General features: G+C 69.4%; 20 protein-coding genes. 9 read left to right on the top strand and 11 right to left on the bottom strand.

Annotated features, from left to right (window positions below):
- Window positions 1–111 precede the first annotated feature (111 nt).
- Entirely contained in the window at window positions 112–1,089 is a 978-nt protein-coding gene (gene zapE / locus RR1_RS06900) for a cell division protein ZapE (protein ID WP_010837647.1), read from the top strand.
- Here the strand turns inward: zapE and RR1_RS06895 are convergent.
- The 3 genes from RR1_RS06895 to RR1_RS06885 form a co-directional block, all read right to left on the bottom strand.
- Window positions 1,049–3,352, bottom strand: coding sequence for a hypothetical protein (locus RR1_RS06895; protein WP_010837648.1), 2,304 nt, complete (start codon window positions 3,350–3,352; stop codon window positions 1,049–1,051). The two genes, zapE and RR1_RS06895, sit on opposite strands and share 41 nt — an antisense overlap.
- Window positions 3,349–4,071, bottom strand: a complete 723-nt coding sequence (locus tag RR1_RS06890) for an ABC transporter ATP-binding protein (RefSeq protein WP_010837649.1) — start codon at window positions 4,069–4,071, stop codon at window positions 3,349–3,351. The genes RR1_RS06895 and RR1_RS06890 overlap by 4 nt, the downstream gene beginning before the upstream one ends.
- Window positions 4,072–4,200: 129 nt before the next feature.
- The gene (locus RR1_RS06885; RefSeq protein WP_010837650.1) at window positions 4,201–5,340 is read right to left on the bottom strand and encodes a CaiB/BaiF CoA transferase family protein; all 1,140 of its coding nucleotides are present in this window, start codon (window positions 5,338–5,340) and stop codon (window positions 4,201–4,203) included.
- 168 nt (window positions 5,341–5,508) lie between these two features.
- On the opposite strand from RR1_RS06885, the gene RR1_RS06880 reads away from it, so the two are divergent.
- The 5 genes from RR1_RS06880 (at window position 5,509) to RR1_RS06860 (ending at window position 10,778) form a co-directional block, all read left to right on the top strand.
- The gene (locus RR1_RS06880) at window positions 5,509–7,047 is read left to right on the top strand and encodes an AMP-binding protein (RefSeq protein ID WP_010837651.1); all 1,539 of its coding nucleotides are present in this window, start codon (window positions 5,509–5,511) and stop codon (window positions 7,045–7,047) included.
- Window positions 7,044–8,144 (top strand): MBL fold metallo-hydrolase, encoded by a 1,101-nt coding sequence (locus RR1_RS06875; protein ID WP_010837652.1) that lies wholly within the window; start codon window positions 7,044–7,046, stop codon window positions 8,142–8,144. The genes RR1_RS06880 and RR1_RS06875 overlap by 4 nt, the downstream gene beginning before the upstream one ends.
- Window positions 8,145–8,160: 16 nt before the next feature.
- Window positions 8,161–8,922 (top strand): crotonase/enoyl-CoA hydratase family protein, encoded by a 762-nt coding sequence (locus tag RR1_RS06870; RefSeq protein ID WP_010837653.1) that lies wholly within the window; start codon window positions 8,161–8,163, stop codon window positions 8,920–8,922.
- Between the two features lie 63 nt (window positions 8,923–8,985).
- Window positions 8,986–9,885: a LysR family transcriptional regulator gene (locus tag RR1_RS06865; RefSeq protein ID WP_072713609.1), complete on the top strand. Its 900-nt coding sequence runs from the start codon at window positions 8,986–8,988 to the stop codon at window positions 9,883–9,885.
- Window positions 9,886–9,893: 8 nt separating this feature from the next.
- Window positions 9,894–10,778, top strand: coding sequence for a LysR family transcriptional regulator (locus RR1_RS06860; protein WP_010837655.1), 885 nt, complete (start codon window positions 9,894–9,896; stop codon window positions 10,776–10,778).
- A 1-nt stretch (window position 10,779) separates the two neighbouring features.
- On the opposite strand, the gene RR1_RS06855 is transcribed toward RR1_RS06860, so the two are convergent.
- Together RR1_RS06855 and fabG are read right to left on the bottom strand one after the other, a co-directional pair.
- Entirely contained in the window at window positions 10,780–12,003 is a 1,224-nt protein-coding gene (locus RR1_RS06855) for an acetyl-CoA C-acetyltransferase (protein WP_010837656.1), read from the bottom strand.
- Between the two features lie 45 nt (window positions 12,004–12,048).
- Window positions 12,049–12,792 (bottom strand): 3-oxoacyl-ACP reductase FabG, encoded by a 744-nt coding sequence (gene fabG / locus RR1_RS06850; protein WP_010837657.1) that lies wholly within the window; start codon window positions 12,790–12,792, stop codon window positions 12,049–12,051.
- Between the two features lie 153 nt (window positions 12,793–12,945).
- Here fabG and RR1_RS06845 point away from each other — a divergent pair, with 153 nt between their 5' ends.
- The gene (locus tag RR1_RS06845) at window positions 12,946–14,130 is read left to right on the top strand and encodes an acyl-CoA dehydrogenase family protein (protein ID WP_040772670.1); all 1,185 of its coding nucleotides are present in this window, start codon (window positions 12,946–12,948) and stop codon (window positions 14,128–14,130) included.
- Between the two features lie 521 nt (window positions 14,131–14,651).
- Here the strand turns inward: RR1_RS06845 and RR1_RS06840 are convergent.
- The 6 genes from RR1_RS06840 to RR1_RS06815 all read right to left on the bottom strand — a co-directional run bounded on the left by RR1_RS06840 (window position 14,652) and on the right by RR1_RS06815 (window position 21,817).
- The gene (locus RR1_RS06840; RefSeq protein WP_010837661.1) at window positions 14,652–15,209 is read right to left on the bottom strand and encodes a TetR/AcrR family transcriptional regulator; all 558 of its coding nucleotides are present in this window, start codon (window positions 15,207–15,209) and stop codon (window positions 14,652–14,654) included.
- A complete protein-coding gene (locus RR1_RS06835; protein ID WP_051111110.1) occupies window positions 15,206–16,708 on the bottom strand; it encodes an aldehyde dehydrogenase family protein in 1,503 nt (500 codons plus the stop codon). The genes RR1_RS06840 and RR1_RS06835 overlap by 4 nt, the downstream gene beginning before the upstream one ends.
- 50 nt (window positions 16,709–16,758) lie before the next feature.
- Entirely contained in the window at window positions 16,759–18,324 is a 1,566-nt protein-coding gene (locus RR1_RS06830) for a class I adenylate-forming enzyme family protein (RefSeq protein WP_081634122.1), read from the bottom strand.
- Window positions 18,325–18,404: 80 nt separating this feature from the next.
- The gene (locus RR1_RS06825) at window positions 18,405–19,169 is read right to left on the bottom strand and encodes an SDR family NAD(P)-dependent oxidoreductase (RefSeq protein WP_010837664.1); all 765 of its coding nucleotides are present in this window, start codon (window positions 19,167–19,169) and stop codon (window positions 18,405–18,407) included.
- 23 nt (window positions 19,170–19,192) lie between these two features.
- Entirely contained in the window at window positions 19,193–20,326 is a 1,134-nt protein-coding gene (locus RR1_RS06820; protein WP_010837665.1) for a thiolase family protein, read from the bottom strand.
- A gap of 129 nt (window positions 20,327–20,455) precedes the next feature.
- Entirely contained in the window at window positions 20,456–21,817 is a 1,362-nt protein-coding gene (locus RR1_RS06815) for an MFS transporter (RefSeq protein WP_040772640.1), read from the bottom strand.
- 263 nt (window positions 21,818–22,080) lie between these two features.
- Between RR1_RS06815 and RR1_RS06810 the strand changes: the two genes are divergently transcribed.
- Together RR1_RS06810 and RR1_RS06805 are read left to right on the top strand one after the other, a co-directional pair.
- The gene (locus tag RR1_RS06810; protein WP_040772672.1) at window positions 22,081–23,277 is read left to right on the top strand and encodes an acyl-CoA dehydrogenase family protein; all 1,197 of its coding nucleotides are present in this window, start codon (window positions 22,081–22,083) and stop codon (window positions 23,275–23,277) included.
- 16 nt (window positions 23,278–23,293) lie between these two features.
- Entirely contained in the window at window positions 23,294–24,451 is a 1,158-nt protein-coding gene (locus RR1_RS06805; protein ID WP_010837669.1) for an acyl-CoA dehydrogenase family protein, read from the top strand.
- Window positions 24,452–24,491: the final 40 nt, after the last annotated feature.

The raw sequence follows: 24,491 nt of genomic DNA, 5'->3' as shown, positions 1-24,491 counted from the left end.
ACTTCGTGAGCGTTCCCACAGCCGAGGTCGTCCCGTCGTATACGAGCAGATTGCTAGCGTCACGCCATGCGCTGGACTCGCCCGCCGCGGCGCTCGCGTCGCTCTGCTTCCGTGAGTGTTTCCGTCTTCGCGGATGCCGCCGAAAGGGCCGGATTCCCCCTCGACGATGCCCAGGTCGGCGCGGTGGACGCGCTCGCCTCCGACTCGAACGTCTATCTCTGGGGTCCGCCCGGCAGAGGGAAGAGTTGGCTGCTCGCGACGTACTTCGACGCGGCGCCGACCCACCGGAAACTCCGCGTCCACTTCCACGAGTTCTTCCGCGACCTGCACCTCGCCATTCGCAGGCACGGCAACGATCTCCCTGCGGCGCTCGACGACCTCGTCGGCGACGCAGACGTCGTGTGTTTCGACGAGTTCCACGTGCACGACCCCGCGGACGGCATCTTCATCGCACGCTGGCTTCCGGTCCTGCTCGACCGCGGGGTCCGGGTGATCGTGACGTCGAACTACGCGCCACACGCCTTGCTGCCGAATCCCCTGTTCCACGACGATTTCCTGCCGACGATCGACCTGATTGCGGACGCGTTCGCCGTGACGGCCGTCGACGGGCCGGTCGACTACCGTTCGGGGCGAGGACACACGAAGTCGAGTGACGAGGCGGGGTTCGCTGCCGGAAGGTGGGTCGTGTCCGCGTCGGCGGCACCGCACGCTCTCCGGACACCCGCGGCCGAGGAGGAGCGCACCCTCACACCGGCGGGACGTCCGATCCGTGCCCGGCGCGCCGCCGGCGGCGAACTGTGGATCGACTTCGCCGCGCTGTGCGAGGAGGCGACGGCACCTTCCGACTATCGCGTTCTGGCACAGGACTTTCCGCACTGGGTGATCGCCGGCATCCCGCCGCTGAACACCGTGGGTCGCGAACCGATGCAGCGGTTCGCGAACCTCGTCGACGTCCTCCACGACCGTGACATCGTGACGGACTTTCTCGCGTCGGTGCCGTTGGACATGCTCTACGACGACGCGCGGCTTCTCGCCGACACGGACCGGATCAGGAGCCGACTCGGTCTGCTTCGCCGTGTCGTGCTGTGACCGGCCGGGTGCTTGCCGAACGGTCGGGCATGCCGGACTCGATGTCGCCGATCGCCCGAAGTCCGGCCACCGCTCCGACCGCGGCGACGATCACCGCGCCGACTCCCACTCCCCACGTCCACGCCCCGATCCGCACCGATCCGAGGCCTGCTCCGAGCATTCCGGTCGGTAGCAGGGTCACCATTCCGACCACCAGGCCGATCGTGACTGCGGCACCGACGGCGACGGTCGTCTCGGCGATCAGCAGTCGCGCGCGTTGTCCGGCCGTGGTTCCTTGCCTCCGCAGTGCTACGAAGTGGTGTTTGCGTCCGTACACACCGAGTACGACCGACCCCGACAGTGCAGCAGCGCAATAGACGACGAGGACGGCGATCACCAACGCTTCCGTCGAAGCGATGGTGACCTCGCCCTGCATGCCGAGGGTGCCGACGGAGTCGGCCGTCCCCGACTGGAGCCGCGCCACCGGGTACGGCGCAGTTGCCACAGCAGCGAGAGTGCTGCCGTCCACCAGGATCTGGCCGAACACCAGATCGCGCCCGTAGGTGAACCGCAACGTGAGCGATTTCTCGGAGCCGTCCGGCATCGGCACCGAGTACGTACCTCCGAGCTTCCAGTGCTGCTTCCCCGCAAGGGATTCGGAGGCGGCGAATTCGTCTGCACCGAGGCCCGTCACGGCCCCGGACGTCGCACCGGGGTCGAGTTCTCCCCGGTCGAGCATCGATCCGGGAACACCCACGACTGCCCACGTGGAGCCGCCAGGAGTGCGCTCACCGTCGATCTCGTCACGGAGGAATGCCTCCTCGACCTCGACTGCCGTGCCGCGCACGACGACTGCTCCCGGCGTGCTGTCGTGAGCCTGATCCGCGTAGGCAGCGGCGAGCGTCGGCTGGAGCCCGAACAGGGTGGACACGAGCGCGACGGCGACGAGCACCGGCGTCCCTGTCGCCACGACGAATCGGTCGTAGAAGCGCAGATCGGCCGCTACCACTCCGCCCACCCGCCGGTCCACCGCCGACCACACCCGCCCGGCCACCGAAACGAGGGGCAGGACGAGCCACGGGGCCAGGAGTGCCGCAGCGGGCGCGAGCAGGACGACCATGGAGAACCCGATCGTGGCACCGCCGACACGGTCGGACATCGCGATCGGCACGATCATCGTCGACCCGATCGCCAGCACCGAGACACCGCCGAGGAACCTCGCGAGAGTCCGCGACGAACGTCCGGCCCGTGGTGGCCGCAACACATCGGACGGCGCGCACCTCCACACCCGGCGCAGCGAGACGCCGGCGCCCACGACAGCAACGACGACGACGGCGATCCCGGACAGCAGCGCTCCACCGAGTACTCCGACGCTCGGTTCCCACGCCACCGACTCGGGCACGGCGCCGTTGTGCCGCAGGAACATCAGCAGCAGCGCACTCGCCGGAACACCACACACTGCACCGACGGCTGTCGGGACTGCCGCGGCGCCGAGGAGCGTCCGAAGGTGCAGGAAGACCAGCTGCATTCTGCCGGCTCCCACGGCGCGGACGACCGCCAGCGTCGGGAGCATGTGCACGGTCGCGAGAGCGGTGGACGAGGACAGGACGACGACGGCGAGCAGGACCACGAATCCGACCATCGTCGACAGTGCCGCCATCGCACCCGAAACATCCGATGCCGGCACGATTCCGAGATCCGCGGCCACAGAGGACGGCGACTCCACGGTCCAGCCGCACTTCGCCGCGACGTCGGCGACGGCATCCGCCGGTGCCCCGGACACGATGATCGCGCCCACGCGATCGCTGCCGGCCAACCGCCCGAGCACGGCGTCGTCGACCTGCACCGCCGAGAGTCGTTCGCGTCGTGTCACGTTCGTCTCGCCCGCATACGACAAGCCCTCGACACGACCCGGTTGCGTTGCCGCGGGCCGGATGTCGGCGGCGACGACCCTCACGAGCGAATCGCCCACCAGCACGGTCGGCACTCCGTCGACATCCGCGCGGCGCGGGACGACCCGCATCGTGGACGCCCCGGGATCGACTGTGTCGAGCCGCGACTCGACATCGGCTGCCGCACACACCGACGCGGGGTCGGCGACCAACGCCGCTGTGTCCGGCCGGAAGACGCCGCCGTCGGCCGTATCGGCCGTCGCGAGCAGTCCGAGCACGGAGCCCGACGTGGAGCAGAGAAGTGCTGTCGTGAACAGGACGAGGCCCACTGCCCGCCATGCGGCGGCATCGGCCCGGCGCAGTCCCTCGGCGACGACGGCCGTATCGGTCACCGGCGAACTCTCGACACCAGCGCCCCGTCGACGAGCTCGAACACCTCGTCGGCGGCGCGTGCAGCACGGGGGTCGTGGGTGACCATGACGACCGTGGCGTCGTACGACACGCACAGGTCTCGTAGCAGTCCGAGCACATCGGCAGCGCTTCCGTCGTCCAGTGCCGAGGTGGGCTCGTCCGCGAACACCACCGACGGGCGCATCACCAGTGCCCGCGCGATGCCGACGCGCTGCCGCTGACCGCCGGAGAGGCTGCCCGGCAGACGTGCGGCGAGGCCGTCGAGTCCGACGATCCGAAGTAACTCGTGTGCGATCGCCTCGGCTTCGCGCATCGGCGCACGGGCTAGGCGGGCAGGGAGCAGAACGTTCTCGAGCAGCGACAACGACTCGATCAGCGAATCCTGCTGGAACACGAATCCGATATCGGATCTGCGGAACCCGGCGAGTGCGCCGTCCGACAGCGTCGTGATGTCGATTCCCGACAGCAGGACGGTCCCCGACGACACCCGGGAAAGCCCTGAGGCGCATTCGAGAAACGTCGTCTTTCCGCTACCCGATGCGCCGAGAACGCAGTACACGCGCGACGCCGTGAAGACGCCGTGGAGGTCATCGAGCACCGGCGGCCCGTCCCGCTCGTACCGTTTCGTCACCCCGGCCAGGACCAGGCGCGGCGTACCCGTGCCGTCGTCGCCGTCCGGAGAATCCCCGCCCGTGATCATTCGCCCCCCTGAGTGCTCACCGCCCCACGTCCGCAACTGTAGCGGTGAGCACTGCGGTCAGAGGGAGATTCTCGGGCACGGATCTCGACCGTAAATGCGTGCTGCACATGCCGATTCGCGCAGCAATGACTACTCCCCCAACTCGGCGAGAATCGTGTCGTTGTGTTGACCGAGCGAGGGGACGTCGCCCATCGCCATCTCGACGTCGTCGAACGTCATGGGCGGCAGCAAGCCCTGGACGGGTCCGACTTCGGTGTCGACGGTGCGCCACCGGTCGCGCGCCGCGAGTTGGGGATGTTCGACGACGCCCGCGAGGTCGCGGATCTCGGCGGCGGGGATGCCGGCGGCGGCGAGGCGGGCGTCGAGTTCCGCCGTGGTGTACTGCCGCGCCATGTCGCCGACCAGCGCGTCGACCTCGTCGCGCGCACGGACCCGCGCGATGTTGGTCGCGTATCGCTGGTCCTCGGCGAGATCGGGCCGCTCGAACACCCTCTCCACCAGCGCCTTCCATCCTCGATCGTTCTGTACGCCGATGAGGATCTCGCCGTCCTTCGTGGGGTACCTGTCGTACGGAACGATCGCCGCATGCCCGACGCCGGCTCGCGCGATCTGCCGGTCACCGTAGAGCCGCATGTACATCGGGTGGCCCATCCACTCGACGGTGGCATCGAACATCGAGACCGAGATCGTCGCTCCCGCACCGGTGGTCGCTCGACGCAACAGTGCCGCGAGAATCGAGGTGAGCGCGTACATTCCGGCGGCGATGTCGGACGACGGCACCCCCGTCTTCGCCGCGTCCGCCTCGGTGCCGGTGACGGAGATCAGTCCCGCCTCCGCCTGCACGAGCATGTCGTACGCCTTGCGGTCGCGATACGGTCCGGACGAGCCGTATCCGGACATGTTCACGACGACGAGCTCAGGATGCTCGGCTCGCAGTGTCTCCGCACCGAACCCGAGGCGTTCCGCCGAGCCGGGCGCGAGATTCTGGACGAAGACGTCGGCGCGGGCGACGAGCCGCCGCAGCAGGTCCCGGCCGCGCTCGGTCGCGACGTCGAGCGCGAACGACTCCTTGCCCCGGTTGAGCCACACGAAGTGCGTCGCGAGCCCGTGCACGGCGTCGTCGTAGTGGCGCGCGAAGTCGCCCTCACCGACGCGCTCGATCTTGATGACGCGCGCACCCATGTCGGCGAGATGACGGGTCGCGAGCGGCGCCGCCACCGCCTGCTCGAGCGCGACCACCGTGATGCCGTCCAACGGGAGTGAGTCCACATCGTCACTCTCGCCCCGGTAGGCAGTGGGGTCAACACCCGCGCCATAGGCACACCCTCATGCTCGATGAGTCTCGTCGATATTGAGGTGCCGATCACAACGTGGTCCGATGGGTGGGGCGGATCGCACGAGACCGCAACGCTGGGACATCGCTGTCAGGAGGCACACGTGAGCGGTCTGCATCTGCCCGAACGAGTACGCACTCTCGCTGCGACGCAGCCCCACGCGCTCTCGATCGTCGACGGTGAGCGCTCGCTCGACGCCGCCTCCTTCGACGCACTGACGACGCGCCTCGCGGACGCGCTGACTCGCGTCGCCGCGCCCGGCGATCACATCGGGGCAGCCCTCGAGACCGGACTCCCCGGCGCTGCACTGTTCGTCGCGAGCGCGAAGGCGGGAATGATCTTCACTCCGCTCAACTGGCGCCTCCCCGCACACGAACTCGCGGCCGTCGCAGTGGACGCCGAGGTCACAGTGTTCGTCGCCGATCCGGCGCACACGGCCGTCGCAGACGCAGTCCGCACGGCGCTCCCCGACGCGACGGTCCTGCTCGCGGGCGACGAACTCGACGCGTTCACGGCGTCGGGCACGCTGTGCGATCCAGGCTTCGGCGCCGACCCGGACGCGCCGCTGCTGCAGCTCTACACGTCGGGCACGACCGGCCGCCCCAAGGGCGTCGTCATCACCCACCGCAACCTCCACAACGACGCCGACGGCTTCGCGGTGTATCACTGGCGGCCCGATTCGGTTGCGCTCGACGCGATGCCGCTGTTCCACATCGCCGGCGCCGGGTGGATGTCGTCGTGCGTGTCGGCGGGCATTCCGCTCGTCCTGCTGCCGCGGTTCGACGCTCGCGCCGTCGCCGAGACGGTCGAACGGCACCGCATCAGTCACATGTTCCTCGTGCCGTCGACGATCCAGATGCTCATCGAGGATCCGGCGTCGCGCGAGCACGACCTGTCGAGCCTGCGCGTCGTCGCGTACGGGTCGGCGCCGATCACCACGACCCTGCTCACCCGCGCGATCGAGGCGCTGGGCTGCGGCTTCCTGCAGCGGTACGGCATGACGGAGACCGCGGGGTCGGTCACGGCGCTGCGCGTCGAGGACCATGATCCGTCGGGGCCACACGCCGCACTCCTCACGTCCGCGGGCACACCGATGCCGGGCGTCGAGATCTCGATCCGCGACACCGCGACGGGTGAGACACTCGCGGCGGGTGAGACCGGCGAGATCGTGTGTCGCTCACGCAACAACACTCGCAGCTACTGGCGGCGCCCCGACGCGACCGCGGAGCTCTACACCGACGACGGCTTCCTGCGGACCGGCGACGCGGGACATCTCGACGACAGCGGCTATCTCTTCGTCACCGACCGGATCAAGGACATGATCATCTCGGGCGGGGAGAACGTCTATCCCGTCGAGGTCGAATCCGCACTCGCCGAGCACCCCGCCGTCGCGGAGGTGGCGGTCGTCGGTGTCGCCGACATCGTGTGGGGCGAGGCGGTCACCGCCGTCGTGCGCGTTCGCGCAGGCTCGGTCGTCCCGTCGGAAGCCGAACTCATCGCGTTCGCGGCCGAGCGGGTCGCGTCGTTCAAGAAGCCGCGCCGGGTCGTGTTCGTCGACGAGATGCCGCGCGGTGCGACCGGTAAACTCCTCAAACGCACTCTCCGTGAACAACTGTCGGACTCGCTCGCGGGTGCACGATGACGGCCGTGCGCGTCACGGGCGACGCACAGAAGCAGGCGTGGGCCGACCGCGTCATGCCGCCCGTCGAGCACGTGCGGCCCGGCCTGTGGTCGATTCCCGTTCCCATGCCGGGCAATCCGCTCCGTTACGTCCTCGTCTACGCGCTCGCCCTGCCGGACGGCATCGCGCTGATCGACGCGGGCTGGGCGAGCGACGAGTCCTGGCGAGCACTGACGGACGGCCTCCGGCACATCGGCAGCGACGTGTCGCAGGTGCGCTACATCGCCGTCACCCACCTCCACCCCGATCACTTCGGCCTCGTGCCCCGCGTGCTCGAGCACACCGACGCCGTCGTCGCGATGCACCGCGCCGACGCGCACCACCTGACCCACCTCGACCGAGCCGCCCTGACCGACGAGAAGACGCGGTCCGCCCGGCAGTTGCGGCAGCTCGGCGCGCCCCCGCCCGTCGCCGACTCCCACCCGCACACGCTGGTGCGCTTCGCGGGCGGCCGTACGGTGGACGTCCAGCTCTCGCACGGTGATCCGCTGCAGCTCGACGGATGGGACCTGCGCGCGGTCTGGACTCCCGGCCACACTCCGGGGCATCTGTGTTTCGTGGACGACGCCCACGGCCTCGTCTTCAGCGGCGATCACCTGCTGCCCCGCATCAGCCCGAACGTGTCGGTGATCCCGGGACAGCTGGACGACCCGCTCGCCGAGTACCTCGCGTCGCTCACGAACACGGTGACCGTCCCCGACGACTACGAAGCACTGCCGTCGCACGAGTACCGGTTCGCCGGGATCGCGCAGCGCGCACGAGACCTGCTGGCACATCACGAGGAACGGCTCGACGAGATCGCCGCGGTCGTCGCCGACCGGCCCGAGTCGACGTCGTGGGACGTCACCGAATCGGTCACCTGGTCGCGCCCGTTCGCAGCGATGTCGGCCGACCTGCGCCGCATGGCCGTTCGCGAGACCCACGCCCACCTCGTCGTCCTCGCGGACCGCGGCGTCGTGCGGCGTTGCGACGAATCCCCCCTGCACTGGTTCGCGACCGGACCCGCAGCCACGGCCCCCGCCGAGACCCCGGCGACGACCGGCACCACCACCACGTAGACGAGGAGAGCCTTCCATGAGCAGTGTCCTGACCGAGTTCGCCGACGGGGTCGCCGTGATCACCATCAACCGCCCCGAGGCGAAGAACGCGGTGAACCTCGAGGTCGCCGAAGGCGTCGCCGCAGCGATCGACGAGTTCGAGGCGCGTAGCGATCTGTCGATCGCGATCCTCACCGGGACGGGCGGCACATTCTGCGCCGGAATGGATCTCAAGGCATTCACGCGCGGCGAGCGGCCGTCGCTGCCCGGCCGCGGCTTCGCCGGCGTCGTCTCGTCCCCGCCGACGAAACCGATGATCGCCGCGGTCGAGGGCTGGGCGCTCGCCGGTGGCTGCGAACTCGCGCTCTCCGCCGATCTGATCGTCGCCGCGCGCGACGCGAAGTTCGGTCTCCCCGAGGTCAAGCGAGGGCTCGCCGCAGCGGCGGGCGGGCTGCTTCGGCTGCCGAAGATCCTGCCGTACCAGATCGCGATGGAGATCGCGCTCACCGGCGATCCGCTCGGCGCCGAACGCGCGCACCACTTCGGCCTCGTCAACACGCTCGCCGAGCCCGGTGCCGCGCTCGACTCCGCGCGCGAACTCGCCGCGCGCATCGCCGCGAACGGACCGCTCGCGGTGAAGGCGAGCAAGCAGGTCATGGCGATGGCCGTGCAGTACACCGACCGCAACGCGCTCGAAGCGCAGCGCGCCTACCTCGACCCCGTGTTCGCGTCCGACGACGCGCAGGAAGGCGCCCGTGCCTTCACCGAGAAACGCGCACCCCGCTGGACCGGACGGTGAGCGCGCGACCACTGCGCCAGGGCTCGGGTGCTCCCGGTCACAGCGACTCCGTACGATAGAGGCGTGGATCTGCATCTCGTCACGTACTTCGTCGCAGTCGTGGACCACGGCGGGATCACCAAGGCCGCGCAGTCGCTCTACATCTCGCAGCCGTCGCTGTCGCAGGCGATCCGCACCCTGGAGCGGCGGCTCGGGGTGACGCTCTTCGACCGCACCGGCCGCAGGCTCGAGCTGACCGAGGCCGGCCGCACGCTCGACACCGCCGCCCGGCGCATCCTCGCCGACGTCGCTCGCGCGAAGGCGAAGGTCGAGGCCGTCCGCACCCTCGAATCGGGTCGTGTCGACGTCGTCACGTACGCGGCGTTCAGCATCGATCCGCTCGTAACCCTCACGCGCGAATTCCGCGACAGATTCCCGAATCTCACGGTGCGCATCGTGGCCGTCGACGGCCCCGGGGCGGTGGCGACAGCACTGCGACGGGGCGACGCGGAGGTCGGCGTCGTCGATCTCTCGGCCGATCACGCACCGTTCACGACCGTCCCCCTGGGCACGCAGGAACTCGTCCTCGCGCTGCCACCCGCGCTCGCCGACGGCGTGCCCGACCCCGTCCCGCGAGAGCAGGTGCGCGCGCTCCCCCTCGTCGTCGACATGGGCGATCAGAGCACCGCGGCGCTGCTCGCCGATCTCGTCGCGCCGGGCGCGTCGAACGTCGTCGTCGACTGCTCGCATCCGACCGCGACCTGGGAACTCGTCGACCGCGGTGCGGGCGGCACCGTCGTCCCGCGCGCCGTCGCCGACGGGCAGCTCCCGCGCACCGTGCAGTTCTCGATCGATCCGCCGCTCACGCGCGAGTACGGGCTCGTGCTCCGCTCGGGCCGTCCGTCCCCCGCGGCGATGGCGTTCGTCGCGGTCGCCCGCGGTGTGTTCGGCCGCCCGGCCGACCCTCACACGGACCACGAGTAGGAGAAGCGATGGAGCTACGGCAGATCGAGTACTTCCTCGCCGTCGTGGAGCACCGCGGGATCGGCGGCGCCGCATCGGCGCTCGGCGTCGCACAACCGACCGTGTCGCAGGCGCTCCGGGCACTCGAGCGTGAACTCGGCGTCCAGTTGTTCCATCGCATCGGCCGCGGCATGGTGCTCAGCTCCGCGGGCCGCACGATGGTCGGCCCCTCTCGGCAGATCGTCCGCGACGTCGGCGCCGCCGAGGATCTGCTCGCGGTGTCCGACGACGTGCTCACCGGCCGGCTCGACATCCTCGCGTTCCCGCCCACCGCGATGGGGCCGATCGTCGATCTCGTCGGCGCCTTCCGGCGCGCGAACCCCAGCGTCAACGTCCGGTTCGGCGAGCTTCGCGACGAGGACCAGGCGCCGTCCGTGATCGAGGACGGGCACTGCGAGTTCGTCGTCGCCCACCTCCCGATCGCCGGTGACGACCTCGACGTCGTCGTGCTCGGCGAGCAGGAGTACTGGCTCGTCTATCCGCCCGGCACCGACCTGCCCGACGGGCCCGTCCCGCTGGCCGAACTACCGCGCATCCCGATGGTCTTCGTGCCGCGCGGGCAGTCCGTCGCCGACGAGATCGAGGAGGCTATCCGGTCCGCGGGAGCGCGCCCCCCGCTCGCCGTGCTGTCGGAGCACCGCGAGGAGCGCCTCGCCATGGTGCTCGCCGGCATCGGCGGGACGCTGCTCGAGCGCTCCATCGCGGAGTCGGCGGCGGACCGCGCCGTCGTGCGTCCCGTCGAGCCGCGGTTCGCGCGACCGTTCGGGATCGCGTTCGACGAGGCGGCACTCTCACCGGTGGGCCGCGCGTTCGTCACGCTCGTGCGCGAGTACGCGCGCGACCGCGCCGTCTGAGTCAGGCGACCCGTTCGAACACCGCCGCGAGCCCCTGACCACCACCGATGCACATCGTCTCGCGACCGTAGCGGGCCTCGCGGCGATCCAGTTCCCGCGCGAGCGACGCGAGCATCCGCACGCCCGTCGCGCCGACGGGATGGCCGAGCGAGATCCCCGACCCGTGGACGTTCGTGCGATCGAAGTCGCCGCCCTCACCGAAGCGCCCGAAGCCCCACTCGCGGGTGACGGCGAGGGCCTGCGCCGCGAACGCCTCGTTGAGCTCGATGACGTCGATGTCGGCGAGCGTCAGGCCTGCCTTGCCCAGCGCGGCGGCCGTCGCGGGGACCGGTCCGATCCCCATCGTCGACGGCGGAACGCCCGCGAGCCCCCACGACACGAGCCGCACGAGCGGCCGGAGCCCGTGGCGCTCGGCGACCTCGGGTGTCGTGACGATGCACATCGCGGCGGCGTCGTTCTGGCCACTCGCGTTGCCCGCCGTCACGGTCGCGGCGGGATCCGCCTTCGCCATGATCGGCTTCAGCCGAGCGAGCGAGTCGAGCGAGACGTCCGGACGCGGGTGCTCGTCGGTGTCGACGATCTGCTCGCCGCCCTTGGTCTGCACCGCCACGGGCACGATCTCCTCGGCGAGGACGCCGTCCTTCTGCGCCCGCACGGCACGCAGATGCGACGCGACCGCGAGTTCGTCCTGCTCCTCGCGCGTGATCTCGTACTGCTTCCGGAGGTTCTCGGCGGTCTCGATCATGCCGCCCGCGACGGGGTGATGCTTACCGCCTGCCGTGGAGCGCGCACGAGCGAGGCTGTCGTGCATCGCGATTCCGGATCGCGCACCTCCCCAGCGCATGTCGACGGAGTAGAACGACGCGTTGCTCATCGACTCGGTTCCACCCGCGACCACGACGTCGTCGTTGCCCGTGCCGACCTGCATCGCCGCCTGGATCACCGCCTGCAGCCCCGACCCGCACCGGCGGTCGATGTGCATTCCGGGCACGGTGATCGGCAGTCCCGCATCGAGCGCGACGACGCGGCCGATCGCGGGCGCCTCGCTCGTCGCGTTGCAGTGGCCGAGGATCACGTCCTCGATGGCTTCGGGTGCGAGCCCGGTGCGGTCGAGAAGCCCTCGGAGCGCGATCGTTCCGAGTTCCGCGGCGGTGAGCGATGCGACCGCTCCGCCGTAGCGGCCGATGGGGGTACGGACGGGTTCACAGACGACGACGTCACGCATGGCGTGCCTTTCGGGAAGGGTTCGGGAGGCGGGGCGGTGGGGGCGTCACATGAATCGGCCGCCGGTCACCTCGAGGCACGTGCCCGTCATGTACGAGGACATGTCGGACGCGAGGAACAGCGCGACGCTCGCGACCTCGGACACCTCGCCCGCGCGCTGCATCGGGATCTCGGCCATCTTCTGATCCCACGCCTTCTGCGGCATGGCCTCGGTCATCGCGGAGCGGATGAGTCCGGGCGCGACGGCGTTGACGCGCACACCGTGGTGCGCCATCTCCTTGGCCGCCGCCTTGGTCATCCCGACGATGCCGGCCTTCGCCGCCGAGTAGTTGGTCTGGCCGACCATGCCGACCTTGCCCGACAGCGACGAGAGATTCACGATCGCACCGCGTTTCGCCTCGCGCATGACGGCAGCGGCCTTGCGGATTCCGTTCCACGTCCCCTTGAGGTGCACGTCGATCACGAGATCGAAGTCGTCCTCGGTCATCGTGCGCATGGTCGCGTCACGGGTGATGCCGGCGTTGTTCACCAGGACGTCGAGGCTTCCGTACCCGTCGACGGCGGCGGCCAGCAGTGCATCGACGTCGGACGAGGCCGTCACGTCGCAGCGGACCGCCGTCGCGACGGCCGATCCACCGAGTTCGTCGGCAGCCGCCTGTGCCGCATCGAGATTCAGGTCGCCGAGCACGACACGCGCACCGGCGTCGACGAACTCGCGAGCGATCGCGAATCCGATGCCCTGCGCACCACCCGTCACGACAGCGGTACGTCCGTCCAACAATTGCGGCATGCTCGGTGGCCTTTCGACGACTTGCGGGTCCGTTGCCGGAAATCTAACCCGCAGATGCCGGGATCGACCCCGTCCGATCCATTCGCAGTGACTATGGAACCGTGCTCGATCTCGTATTGGACGCGGTCGTCCGCCGAGCGCACAGTGGGGACCATGACCACTGCCCAGAGCCCTGCGAAGTCCCAGGTGGCAGCCGAGGACTTCGCCGACATCCTCGCTCAGACGCGCTCGTTCGTGCGCGACGTCGTCGTCCCGCGCGAGCAGGAGATCCTCGACTCCGACGCGATCCCCGAGGACGTCCGCAGCGCCGCGAAGGACATGGGACTGTTCGGATACGCGATTCCGCAGGAGTGGGGCGGGCTCGGGCTCGATCTCACCCAGGACGTCGAGCTCGCGATGGAGTTCGGCTACACCTCGCTCGCGTTGCGCTCGATGTTCGGGACCAACAACGGGATCGCCGGCCAGGTCCTCGTCGGATTCGGTACCGACGAGCAGCGCGAGCAGTGGCTCGAACGCATCGCGTCGGGCGAGGTCGTCGCGTCGTTCGCGCTCACCGAGCCCGGCGCGGGCTCGAACCCCGCAGGGCTGCGCACCAAGGCGGTCCGTGACGGCGACGACTGGGTGATCTCCGGCGAGAAGCGGTTCATCACGAACGCGCCGATCGCCGACCTGTTCGTCGTGTTCGCGCGCACGCGGCCCGCCGACGACAGCGGCACCGGCATCGCCGTTTTCCTCGTGCCCGCCGACGCCCCCGGCATCACCCTCGCGGCGAAGGACCGCAAGATGGGACAGGAGGGCGCCTGGACCGCGGACGTGCACTTCGCCGACGTCCGGGTTCCCGCTGCGTCGCTCGTCGGCGGCAGCGAGGACGTCGGCTACCGCGCGGCGATGACGTCGCTCGCACGCGGGCGCGTCCACATCGCGGCGCTCTCCGTCGGCACCGCGCAGCGCGCGCTCGACGAGTCCGTCGCCTGGGCCGCGACCGCGACGCAGGGCGGCACCGCGATCGGCGAGTTCCAGCTCGTGCAGGCGATGCTCGCCGATCAGCAGACCGGTGTGATGGCGGGACGGGCGATGGTGCGCGACGCCGCGCGGGCGTGGGTCGACGGGACCGACCGCCGGATCGCCCCGTCCGCCGTCAAACTGTTCTGCACCGAGATGGTGGGCAAGGTCGCCGACCTCGCCGTCCAGATCCACGGCGGCAGCGGGTACATGCGCGAGGTTCCGGTCGAGCGGATCTACCGCGACGTCCGGCTGCTACGGCTCTACGAGGGAACCAGCGAGATCCAGCGGCTCATCATCGGCCGCGGCCTGGTCAAGGCGGCACGCCGCTCGTGAGCGATCTTCCGGTGCAGGGGCCGGAAAGTCACGCACGAGCGCGCAGCGCCGTCGGACCGTAGATCCAGTCGACGAAGGTGTAGTCGTGGGCGGCTGGCCCGGTCACGTCGCTCCACGCTGCGGCGGGCGCCGTCCCAGCCGACCGCCCCCAGCGGGCGTGAGACGGACGGAGCGGACGATCACGGCATCCGCCAATTCGATTGCGCACGACCATGGCTGGTTCCGGCTACGCTGGGCGCGTCGTGCTGCGGCGGACAGGGGAGAACATTCATGAGGACCGAGCCGATGCGGCCAGTGCCGAACACCGACGAGTCTCCGGAATTCGGACGGCGTATTCGACGGCGAACCTGGCCGGTGTGTTTTCTCGTCGTGCTCGCGGTGACGGTGGGCCTGGAGGTCACGTCCGGTCTGTCGCGGTGGGCACTCGCCGCGGTGGGGCTCGCCATCTTCGCAGTGTGGGAGACCACCGTCCAGACCGCCGTCCGCAGTAGATGAGCCCTGAGGGACGACCCGGCGCTCCCTCACCCAGGCGCGACGCCGCGGAGCGCACGGTCGACCAGGTCGGATACGAAGTCCTCGTCGGCCGACCGCCCCCGCAGCAGCACCCGAATCCACACCGCGCCGATCAGCGGATGGAACAGTTCCTCCGCCGTGGTGCCGGAGTCGACCTCGCCGCGGTCGACGGCCCGCGTCAGAATCTCGGTGTGGGCGCCGAGTCGATCGTCGACGAATTCGTTTGCGAGCACGGCGAGGGCAGGACGGCCGCCGCCGATCAGCGATGCGAGAAGAGTTCGGGTCGCGGGTGATTCGAGCAGCGTGGCGATCTGGCCGAGCATCGCCACGAGATCGCTTCGCAGCGTGCCGGTGTCGGGGACGGTGAGCGCGAGGAGATCACCTCGCCGCAACGCGTCCGAGAGCAACTCGTCCTTGCCGCTCCACCAGCGGTACAGGGTGGTCTTGTCCACGCCCGCATCACGCGCGATGTCCTCGACCGTGACGGCGTCGTACCCGCGCTCGACGAGCAGACGGACCGCGACGTCGAATATCTCGTCGGCACGCCTCGGCCGCTGCCGCTTCATCCACGCCCTCGGCGATGCCGCATCAGCAGTAGTTCGAGCGCGCGGAGGTCGAGGGCGTTCCGGCCGAAACGCTGCGGCCTGATCGGCAATCGAAACCGCTTCTCGGTGATCGACGTACACGTCGTGAACTCCTCGAGCCCGGGGATCCCGTGGATGCGGCCGAACCCGGATGCGCCGTTGCCACCGAACGGTAGCCCTGGAACCGCCCCGAAGTCGACCACACCGTTCACCGCCACCATGCCACCGCGCAACCGGGACGCCGCCCATCGTGCGCGCCGTTTCCCGAACACTGCGGCTCCCAGCGCGTATCGGCTCGCGTTGGTACGGTCGATCGCCTCCTGGAGGTCCGTCACCCGGTTGACGACCAGCACCGGGCCGAACGTCTCGGACTGCACCGCCTCGGAGGTCTCGGGGACGTCGGCGAGCACCACGGGATCGACGAACGGCGGCCTGACGGACTCACGCCCGCCGACGACGGCGCGGCCACCGTCGGCCAGCGCGGCGTCGATGTGACGGGCGATCACGTCGATCTGGCCGGGCATGGCGATGGCGCCGTACTCCACTCCTGCCGTGAGTTTTTCGGCCCGATCGGCGATCAGAGCGAGCATGCGGTCGTAGACGTCTCCGACGACGTAGACGCGCTCGACGCCTGCACACGTCTGACCGGAGTTCATCAGCCCGCCCCACACGATGGCGTCGGCAGCGGCCTCGAGATCGGCATCGGCGTCGACGATCGCCGAGTCCTTGCCACCCAGTTCCATCAGCACGGGAGTCAACGACTCCGCACACGCCGCCATCACCTTCCGGCCGGTCCCGGCCGATCCGGTGAAGGCGAGTTTGTCGACTCCCGCCGCGACGAGCGCCGCTCCCGTCTCACCACCGCCGTGCACGCACACGAGCACGGGGTGATCGGGCACCGCCTCGGCGAACGTCTCCGCGAGCCACGCACCGGTCAGCGGTGTGTACTCGCTGGGCTTGAACACCACGGCATTTCCCGTCGCGAGGGCGTACGCGATGGAGCCCATCGGCGTGTAGACGGGATAGTTCCACGGGCCGATCACGCCGACGACGCCATAGGGGCGCCGGATCAGCGTGCTGCGGTGACCGAGCATCATCGACCCCGAACCGACCCGGCGTGGGGCGAGCACACGGCGTGCATTCGCTGCCGCCCACTGGAGATGGTGGAGCACGAGGTCGAACTCCAGTAGCGCGTCGGCCGGCGCCTTGCCCGCTTCCTCCGCGAGAAGACGTCGCAGCTCACCGGAGCGCCGAGCCATGATTCGGCGCCACCGGTCGAGATTACGACGACGCGCAGCGGTGTCCAGCGCCGCCCACGCCGGTGCTGCTGCGCGGACGCCCCGCACGGCAGTGGCGACCGCCGCAGAGTCCGCCGCCGCAACCTCGCCGACCGGTTCGTCGGTGCGTGGGTTGCACGACAGCAGCATTCGCGGTGTGGGCAGCACAGACGGTCGGGATCGTGCGCCGGTCTCGGGACTCATACCTCCACCGTAGCGACGAAATGCAACGCACCGTTGCATTTCGTAGTGATTCAGCTCACTCTTCGACGCAACTCCACCTTCTGAATCTTTCCTGCGGCGGAGACCGGCAGCGACGGCACCACGATCACGTCCCGCACCTTTTTGTAGGGAACGACCTGCTCTGCCACGAAGGCCATGAGCTTGTCCTCGTCGATCGCCCGTCCTGCGGCGGGAACGACGAACGCGACCGGTTCCTGGCCCACGGCCCCCACCTCGCGGCCGACGACCGCGGCCTCCGAGACGTCCGGGTGCGTCACGAGGATCTCCTCGAGTTCGCGCGGATACACGTTGTAGCCCTTGTAGATCAGCATGTCCTTGGCACGGTCGCAGATGTAGACGTAGCCGTCCTCGTCCTTGTACGCGACGTCGCCGGTGTCGAGCCACCCGTCGACGTACTGATGCGCCGTGATCTCCGGATGCCCGAGATAGCCGTCCGTCACCTGCGGGCCACGCACCCACAGCCCGCCCCGCTCACCCGGGCCGAGCGCGGGGCCGGACCCGCCGACCTCGCGAATCTCGATCTCCGTGTCGAAGGTCGGCAATCCCACACTGCCGATGCGGTATTCGCCGTCCGCGGTCAGCGGCGCCGACGCCACGAGACACGTCGCCTCGGTGAGTCCGTACCCCTCGACGACCGAGCCGCCGGGGAACGCTGCGGCCAGTGCTTCGAGCGTCACGCGGTCGATGGGCGCCGCGCCCGACGACACGACGCGCACCGAGCTCAGGTCTCGGGTCCGGACGTCGGGATGCGTCGCGAGAGCGTGCCACATCGCAGGGCTGCCCGTGATGTACGTGGCGCGATGTCGCTCGACGAGTTCGAGCATCCGGCCCGGATCGAAACGACCCGCGAGCACCTGAGTCGCGCCGCACAGCAACAGGAACGACATGTTGATCAGGGCGTGCGCATGGAACAACGGCGAGACGACGACGGTTGCCGCCGCACCCGGATCGACACCCCGCACACCGGCGTCGTCACGCGGTTCGAGATGCACGATGCCCTCGGCGTCCTCGACGACGGCGTGCCCGGCACGCCACGCGATCATCTGCGTGACGTTCGCGATCACATTGCGGTGCAGCACACGAACGCCCTTCGACGCTCCGGTGGTGCCGCCCGTGTACGCGAGATGCGCGACGTCGTCGGGTTCGATCGCGAGCGGCGGCGACGCACCTGCGCCGGCGGTGAACTCCGCGAGCGTGACGGCGCCACGCTCGGCGGCCTCCGCACCCACGACGACGACGGCGAGGTCCGTGCCGTCGGCGGCATCGAGTACACGTCCGTAGCCCTCGTTCTCCGAGAATGCCACGCGCGCACCGGTCTCCGCGATCTGGGAGCGCAGACCCGGCACCGGCTGCAGCGGATTGGTCAGCGTCACCGTGGCGCCCGCGCGCAGCGCCCCGTAGTACACGACGGCGAATTCCGCACTGTTGCCGAGATGCAGCAGCACGACGGATCCGCGTCCGACGCCCTTCTCGTGCAGGGCCGCCGCCACCGCGCCCGAGCGCTCGTCGAGTTCGCGGTAGGTGGTGGTGCGCTCGCCGTCGACGATCGCCGCCCGGTCGCCGTACGCGGCTGCCATCGCCGTCGGCAGCGCGCCGACGCTCGTGCGCGGGTAGTGGAGGAGCGTCGCCGCCGTATCGGCGGCCGTACCGGTCGTGGTCACCGGGGGGCCATCCGGATCGCGCCGTCGAGCCGGATCGTCTCGCCGTTGAGGTAACTGTTCTCGAGGATCGAGACGGCGAGTTGCCCGAACTCGGACGGCCGCCCTAGCCGCGACGGATTGGGGATCGACGCGGCGAGCGACGCGCGCACGTCGTCACGCAACCGGCTCAGCAGCGGCGTGTCCATCGTTCCCGGAGCGATCGTGTTGACGCGAATGTGCTTGCTCGCGAGATCGCGTGCCGCCACGATCGTCATGCCGACGATGCCTGCCTTCGAGGCCGCGTAGTTGATCTGGCCGATCTGCCCCTCGAACGCCGCGACGGACGCCGTGAGGACGATCGATCCGCGCTCGCCGTCGAGATCGGACTGCCGCGCCATCCGCTCCGCGCCGAGCGAGAGCGCGTGGAACGACCCGACGAGGTTCAGCCGGATCACGAATTCGAAGTCCTCGGCCGACCCGGCGTTGCCCTCCTTGTCGAGGATGCGCATGCGCCGCCCTGCTCCCGCGCAGTGCACGAGCCCACGCAGACCGCCCTGCTCGTCGGCGACGTCGAGTGCCGCCGCGAACTGCTCACGATCTGTGACGTCGGCGGGCGCGAACCGCGCCGCCTCACCGAGTTCCTTCGCCGCGACCTCGCCGTCCGAGGTGGGCAGATCGATCAGCGTGACGGCACCGCCCGCGTCGACGATGCGGCGCGCCGTGGCGAGTCCCAGTCCCGAGGCGCCGCCGGTGACGGCAATCGAGTGTCCGGCCAGTTCCATGATGTGGTTCCTTTCGCTGATGGTCAGAGGAGTTCGAGAATCGTCGCGTTCGCCATACCGCCTGCCTCGCACATCGTCTGCAATCCGTAGCGAATGTCGTTGTCCCGCATGTGGTGTGCGAGCCGCGTCATGAGGATCGCGCCCGAACCGCCGAGCGGATGGCCGACGGCGATCGCGCCGCCGAGCGGGTTGAGACGCTCGCTCGCGGCGCCGGTCTCAATCTGCCACGCCAGCGGAACCGGCGCGAACGCCTCGTTGACCTCGAACGCTCCGATGTCGTCGATCGACAGCCCCGAGCGCTTCAGTGCCTTCTCGGTCGCCGGGATCGGGCCCGCGAGCATCATCACGGGGTCGTCGCCCGCGACCACCGAGGTGTGGACCCGCGCAAGCGGGGTGAGCCCGTTCTCGGCCGCGGTCTCGCTCGACATCACGAGCAGCGCACCGGCACCGTCGGAGATCTGGGACGCGTTTCCGGCGTGGATGACGCCGTCCTCCTTGAACACGGTCTTCAGTGACCCGAGCTTCTCGAGCGTGCCGCCGCGGCGAATGCCCTCGTCGCCCTCGATGACCCCGGGGACCGTCGCGAGCTGCCCGTCGAACGCGCCCCGATCGCTCGCAGCCGCCGCCAGTTCGTGCGACCGCAGCGAGAACTCGTCGAGCACGGTGCGGGTCAGACCCCACTTCTCGGCCATCATCTCGGCGCCCGTGCCCTGGCTGAAACCGTCGATGCCGTAGCGGTCCAGCACCGTCGCCGGGTAGTTCTCGCCCGCCTTCGCGGCGGACCCCATCGGCACCCGGCTCATCGACTCGACGCCGCCCGCGACGACGATGTCGAGCTGTCCCGAGATCACCGCTGCGGCAGCCATTCCGACGGCCTGCTGACTGGACCCGCACGCACGGGTCACGGTGGTCCCCGGGACCGTCTCCGGCCAGCCTGCCGCGAGTATCGCCGTGCGGGCGATGTTCGTTGCCTGCTCGCCCGCCTGGCTGACGCACCCCCAGATCACGTCGTCGATGCGGGCCGGGTCGAGCCCCGTTCGCTCCGTCAACGCTTCGAGTACGTGCGCCGACAGGTCGGCGGGATGGATGCCCGAGAGGGCGCCGCCGCGGCGTCCGATCGGGGTGCGGACGGCGTCGACGATCACTGCATCGCGCATGGGGTCCTCTTCTCTCCGCGGCTCGCGCCACGTGTTTCGGTGTCCTGTCGTTGGTTCACTCGTATCGAATCGACCACGAATTGCGCGGGGCCACAATGTGTTTTCCGCTCACGGTCGATGAGCCCGGTCCTATGCGGACGCCACGACGCCCCGGATACGGGCCTTGTCTCGCTCGGGGTTCGCGAGCAGCAGCGCGGCGACGGCACACACCGCGGCGACGAGGCCCAGGATCTGGAAGGCGCTCGCGTATCCCGCGGCGGGCGTCGCTGCGGCGTCGACGATCATGCCCGTCGCATACGGCGCGACGAGTCCACCGATCGCCATGAGCGCCATGAAGACTCCGAGGGTGCCCGCGGTCTGGCGCGGCGGGCAGATCTCGGAGACCGCGGCGTTGAGAAGCGGGAAGACCGACGACGAGAAGCCGTACCCGATCGACACCACCGCGACCGCGACGGCCGGCGCCGAGATCGAGGGGAGCGCGAACAGGATCGCACCGCACACGAGAACACCGATCGACGGGACGACGATCCGCACCACGCGCGACGTCGCACCCCGGCCGATGAGGCGATCGCCGATCGACGAGGAGAGCAACATGAGCACGAGACCCGCGATGGACGGGAAGGCGAACATCGAGCCCGCCTGCAGCCTGCTGTAGCCGAGGCCCACCTCGAAGTAGGACGGCAGCCAGGTCAGGACGACCGTGACCAGCGCGTACACGCTCATGACCAGAAGAACGCCCCCGACGAAGGTCCGCGAGAGGAAGATGGTGCGCCAGGGCACGGCCGGCTCGGTCGCCGCCGGCGTCGCGTCGGCACCCGCGGCCCGTGCGATGTACGGCCCCTCGCGCCACGTCGCGAGCCACACGACGCACCACAGCACGCCGGCGATCGCGAGCGTGACCAGCGCGGCACGCCATCCGAGGCTCACCGTGACGACGGCGAGGATCGGCGCGACCGCGATCTTCGAGATCGACGCCGCGCCCGCGATGAGCGCACCTGGCAGCCCACGCTTCGCCGGCGGATGCCACGAGTAGGCCGCGGTGTGGATGAGCGCGGAACTCGGGCCCTCGGCGAGACCGAGGAACAGGCGGCTCGCGACGAGAACGCCGAAGGCAGCGACCGCGACCAGCGGCAGCATCGCGGCCGCCCAGCACAGGGCGAGGATCAGGATCGCCCACCGCAGCGACAACCAGCGGTTGATGGCACCCGCGAAGAATCCGCCGATCGTGAAGGTCAGGAAGAACAGGCTTCCCACGAGCCCGAGTTGCGAGTTGTCCATCCCCAACTCGGCCATGAGCGGCTGCGCGATGATGCCCAGAACCGCCTTGTCGGCATAGTTGACGACGTACAGCGTCACCAGCAGCGCCGTGAAGCCCCACGCCGTGCGGCGCGATTCGCTGCCGGGCGCGACGATCGTCCGGGTGTCCGCGTCGGCGGACGAGGCAGGCTCGTCGCGCGACGACCCCGTCGACCTCGCGTCGGTAGTGGTCATTGCTGTTCCTTTCCGGAAACGCCGTCGGGTCACACCCACACTGCAGCAGTGCGCTGCATCACATCGATTGAACGGCGCGGAGCGGTCACGCCGCAAAGAGAGTTCTGCGATCCGACCGATCGCCACTTCCTATGTGTCGCGCTCGGACCGCCGAGCCGGGTGTTCATTGGCTCCCGCTATCGGTCCGATAGCCGACGAGGCGTGGTGGGAGCGCCCGTCCCGGGGGCATGCTGAATCGGACGACGCCGGACGAAGGGAATGCCATGACGCGCCTCGCGCAGACGCTAGGACTGAGCGAGTTCCAGACCGAGATCGTCGACACCGTGCGGCGTTTCGTCGACAAGCAGATCATCCCCGCTGCACAAGAACTCGAACACACCGACACCTACCCGCACGAGATCGTCGAGGGCATGCGGGAGATGGGGCTGTTCGGGCTGACGATCCCCGAGGAGTACGGCGGTCTCGGCGAATCACTGCTGACGTACGCGCTGTGCGTCGAGGAACTCGCGCGCGGCTGGATGAGCGTGTCCGGCGTCGTCAACACCCATTTCATCGTCGCCCACATGCTGCGACAGCACGGGACGGACGAGCAGAAGCAGCGCTTGCTCCCGCGCATGGCGACCGGCGAGGTGCGCGGCGCATTCTCGATGAGCGAACCCGAACTCGGCTCGGACGTCGCCGCGATCAGGACCAGCGCGAAGCTCGGCGACGACGGCGACTACACGATCGACGGCGCGAAGATGTGGCTGACCAACGGCGCCAGCTCGACGCTCGTCGCGGCGCTCGTCCGCACCGAGCACGACGCCGAACGGCCGCATCGCGGACTCACGACATTCCTCGTCGAGAAGCCGACCGGGTTCGGCGAGGTGAAGCCGGGGCTGACGATTCCCCGCAAGATCGACAAGATGGGCTACAAGGGCATCGACACCACCGAACTGCTCTTCGACGGCTACCGCGCGAGCGGGTGCGACATCCTCGGCGGCACACCGGGCAAGGGCTTCGCGCACATGATGGACGGCGTCGAGGTGGGGCGCGTCAACGTCTCGGCACGTGCGTGCGGCGTCGCTCAGCGTGCGTTCGAACTCGCCGTCCGATACGCGCAGCAGCGGCGGACGTTCGGCAAGCCCATCGCCGAACATCAGGCGATCGCGTTCTCGCTTGCGGAGATGGCGACGAAAGTCGAAGCGGCGCACCTCGTGATGGTCAACGCCGCACGGCTCAAGGACTCCGGCGAACGCAACGACGTCGCCGCCGGCATGGCCAAGTACCTCACGAGCGAATACTGCGCCGAGGTGACGCAGGCGAGCTTCCGCATCCACGGCGGCTACGGGTACTCGAAGGAGTTCGAGATCGAACGGCTCATGCGCGAAGCTCCGTTCCTGCTCATCGGCGAGGGAACGAGCGAGATCCAGAAGCAGATCATCGCGAAGGGCCTGCTTCGCGAGTACCGCGACAACTAGACAGGAGACGATCGACGTGCAGCGCACAGTGTTCGGCGAGGACCACGAGGTCTTCCGAAAGACCATCCGCGACTTCATCGCGAAGGAAGTCGTTCCCGTGTATCCCGAGTGGGAGAAGCAGGGGCACCCGCCGCGCGCGTTCTACAACCGGCTCGGTGAGCTCGGTGTGCTCGGCATCCAGGTGCCCGAGGAGTACGGCGGCGGCGGAACCGACGACATCACCTACTCGCTCGTCATCGCCGAGGAGACGGCGGCGGCGGGAGTGTCGTTCGGAAGTCAGTCCGTACACACGAATCTCATTCTCCCGTATCTGCTCGAGTACACGTCGGACGAGCAGAAGCAGCGCTGGCTTCCCGGATTCTGTTCGGGCGACATCATGTTCGCCATCGCGATGACCGAGCCCGGCACGGGCTCCGATCTCGCGAACATCGCGACGACGGCCAAGCTCTCCGCCGACGGCTCGCACTACGTCGTGACGGGCGCCAAGACGTTCATCACGGGTGGCGCACTCGCGGATCGCATTCTCGTCGTGTGTCGCACGACGCCGTTCGATCCCGAGAACCGCCGGGCGGGGCTCTCGATCCTCGTCGTCGACACCACTGCGGAGGGATTCGCCGTGGGCCGCAAGCTCGAGAAGATCGGGCTCGCCGCGTCGGACACCGCGGAGCTCTCGTTCGACGGCGTGAAGGTCCCGGTCGAGGATCTGCTCGGCAACGAGGGCGACGGATTCTCCTACCTCACCCACAATCTCGCGCAGGAGCGGCTCGCGATCGCGATCGGTGCGGCGGCGAGTTCCGCCGCGGCGCTGCAGCACGCCCTCGCGTACACGAAGGAGCGCACCGTGTTCGGCCGCTCCGTCGCGTCGTTCCAGAACTCGAAGTTCGTGCTCGCCGAGTGCTCGGCCGACGTCGAGGCGATCGTGGCGATGACCGACCGCGCGATCGAACTCCACAACCGCGGCGAGCTCACCGTCCCCGATGCCGCACGCGTCAAACTGTTCACGACGGAGACGGCCGGCCGCGTCATCGACAAGTGCCTGCAACTGCACGGCGGCTACGGCTACATCCGCGAGTACCCCATAGCGCGTCTCTACGCCGACACCCGTGTCTCCCGCATCTACGGCGGGACGAACGAGGTCATGAAGACCATCATCGCCAAGGATCTACAGCTGTAGGCGGCACGCCGCTCGTGAGTGATCTTCCGGCCCCCACACC

Origin of the sequence: Rhodococcus rhodnii NBRC 100604 (assembly GCF_001894925.1) — a bacterium.
GTDB lineage: Bacteria > Actinomycetota > Actinomycetes > Mycobacteriales > Mycobacteriaceae > Rhodococcus_F > Rhodococcus_F rhodnii.
The sequence above is the reverse complement of the archived record's forward strand: the minus strand, read 5'-3'. Positions and strand labels throughout refer to the sequence as shown.

What these genes read in the sequence shown, in the direction of transcription:
- RR1_RS06890 (WP_010837649.1), bottom strand. Translation starts at nt 4,071, where the DNA reads ATGATCACGGGCGGGGATTCTCCGGACGGCGACGACGGCACGGGTACG.
- RR1_RS06875 (WP_010837652.1), top strand. Translation starts at nt 7,044, where the DNA reads ATGACGGCCGTGCGCGTCACGGGCGACGCACAGAAGCAGGCGTGGGCC.
- RR1_RS06870 (WP_010837653.1), top strand. Translation starts at nt 8,161, where the DNA reads ATGAGCAGTGTCCTGACCGAGTTCGCCGACGGGGTCGCCGTGATCACC.
- RR1_RS06860 (WP_010837655.1), top strand. Translation starts at nt 9,894, where the DNA reads ATGGAGCTACGGCAGATCGAGTACTTCCTCGCCGTCGTGGAGCACCGC.
- RR1_RS06855 (WP_010837656.1), bottom strand. Translation starts at nt 12,003, where the DNA reads ATGCGTGACGTCGTCGTCTGTGAACCCGTCCGTACCCCCATCGGCCGC.
- fabG (WP_010837657.1), bottom strand. Translation starts at nt 12,792, where the DNA reads ATGCCGCAATTGTTGGACGGACGTACCGCTGTCGTGACGGGTGGTGCG.
- RR1_RS06845 (WP_040772670.1), top strand. Translation starts at nt 12,946, where the DNA reads ATGACCACTGCCCAGAGCCCTGCGAAGTCCCAGGTGGCAGCCGAGGAC.
- RR1_RS06840 (WP_010837661.1), bottom strand. Translation starts at nt 15,209, where the DNA reads ATGAAGCGGCAGCGGCCGAGGCGTGCCGACGAGATATTCGACGTCGCG.
- RR1_RS06835 (WP_051111110.1), bottom strand. Translation starts at nt 16,708, where the DNA reads ATGAGTCCCGAGACCGGCGCACGATCCCGACCGTCTGTGCTGCCCACA.
- RR1_RS06830 (WP_081634122.1), bottom strand. Translation starts at nt 18,324, where the DNA reads ATGGCAGCCGCGTACGGCGACCGGGCGGCGATCGTCGACGGCGAGCGC.
- RR1_RS06825 (WP_010837664.1), bottom strand. Translation starts at nt 19,169, where the DNA reads ATGGAACTGGCCGGACACTCGATTGCCGTCACCGGCGGCGCCTCGGGA.
- RR1_RS06820 (WP_010837665.1), bottom strand. Translation starts at nt 20,326, where the DNA reads ATGCGCGATGCAGTGATCGTCGACGCCGTCCGCACCCCGATCGGACGC.
- RR1_RS06815 (WP_040772640.1), bottom strand. Translation starts at nt 21,817, where the DNA reads ATGACCACTACCGACGCGAGGTCGACGGGGTCGTCGCGCGACGAGCCT.
- RR1_RS06810 (WP_040772672.1), top strand. Translation starts at nt 22,081, where the DNA reads ATGACGCGCCTCGCGCAGACGCTAGGACTGAGCGAGTTCCAGACCGAG.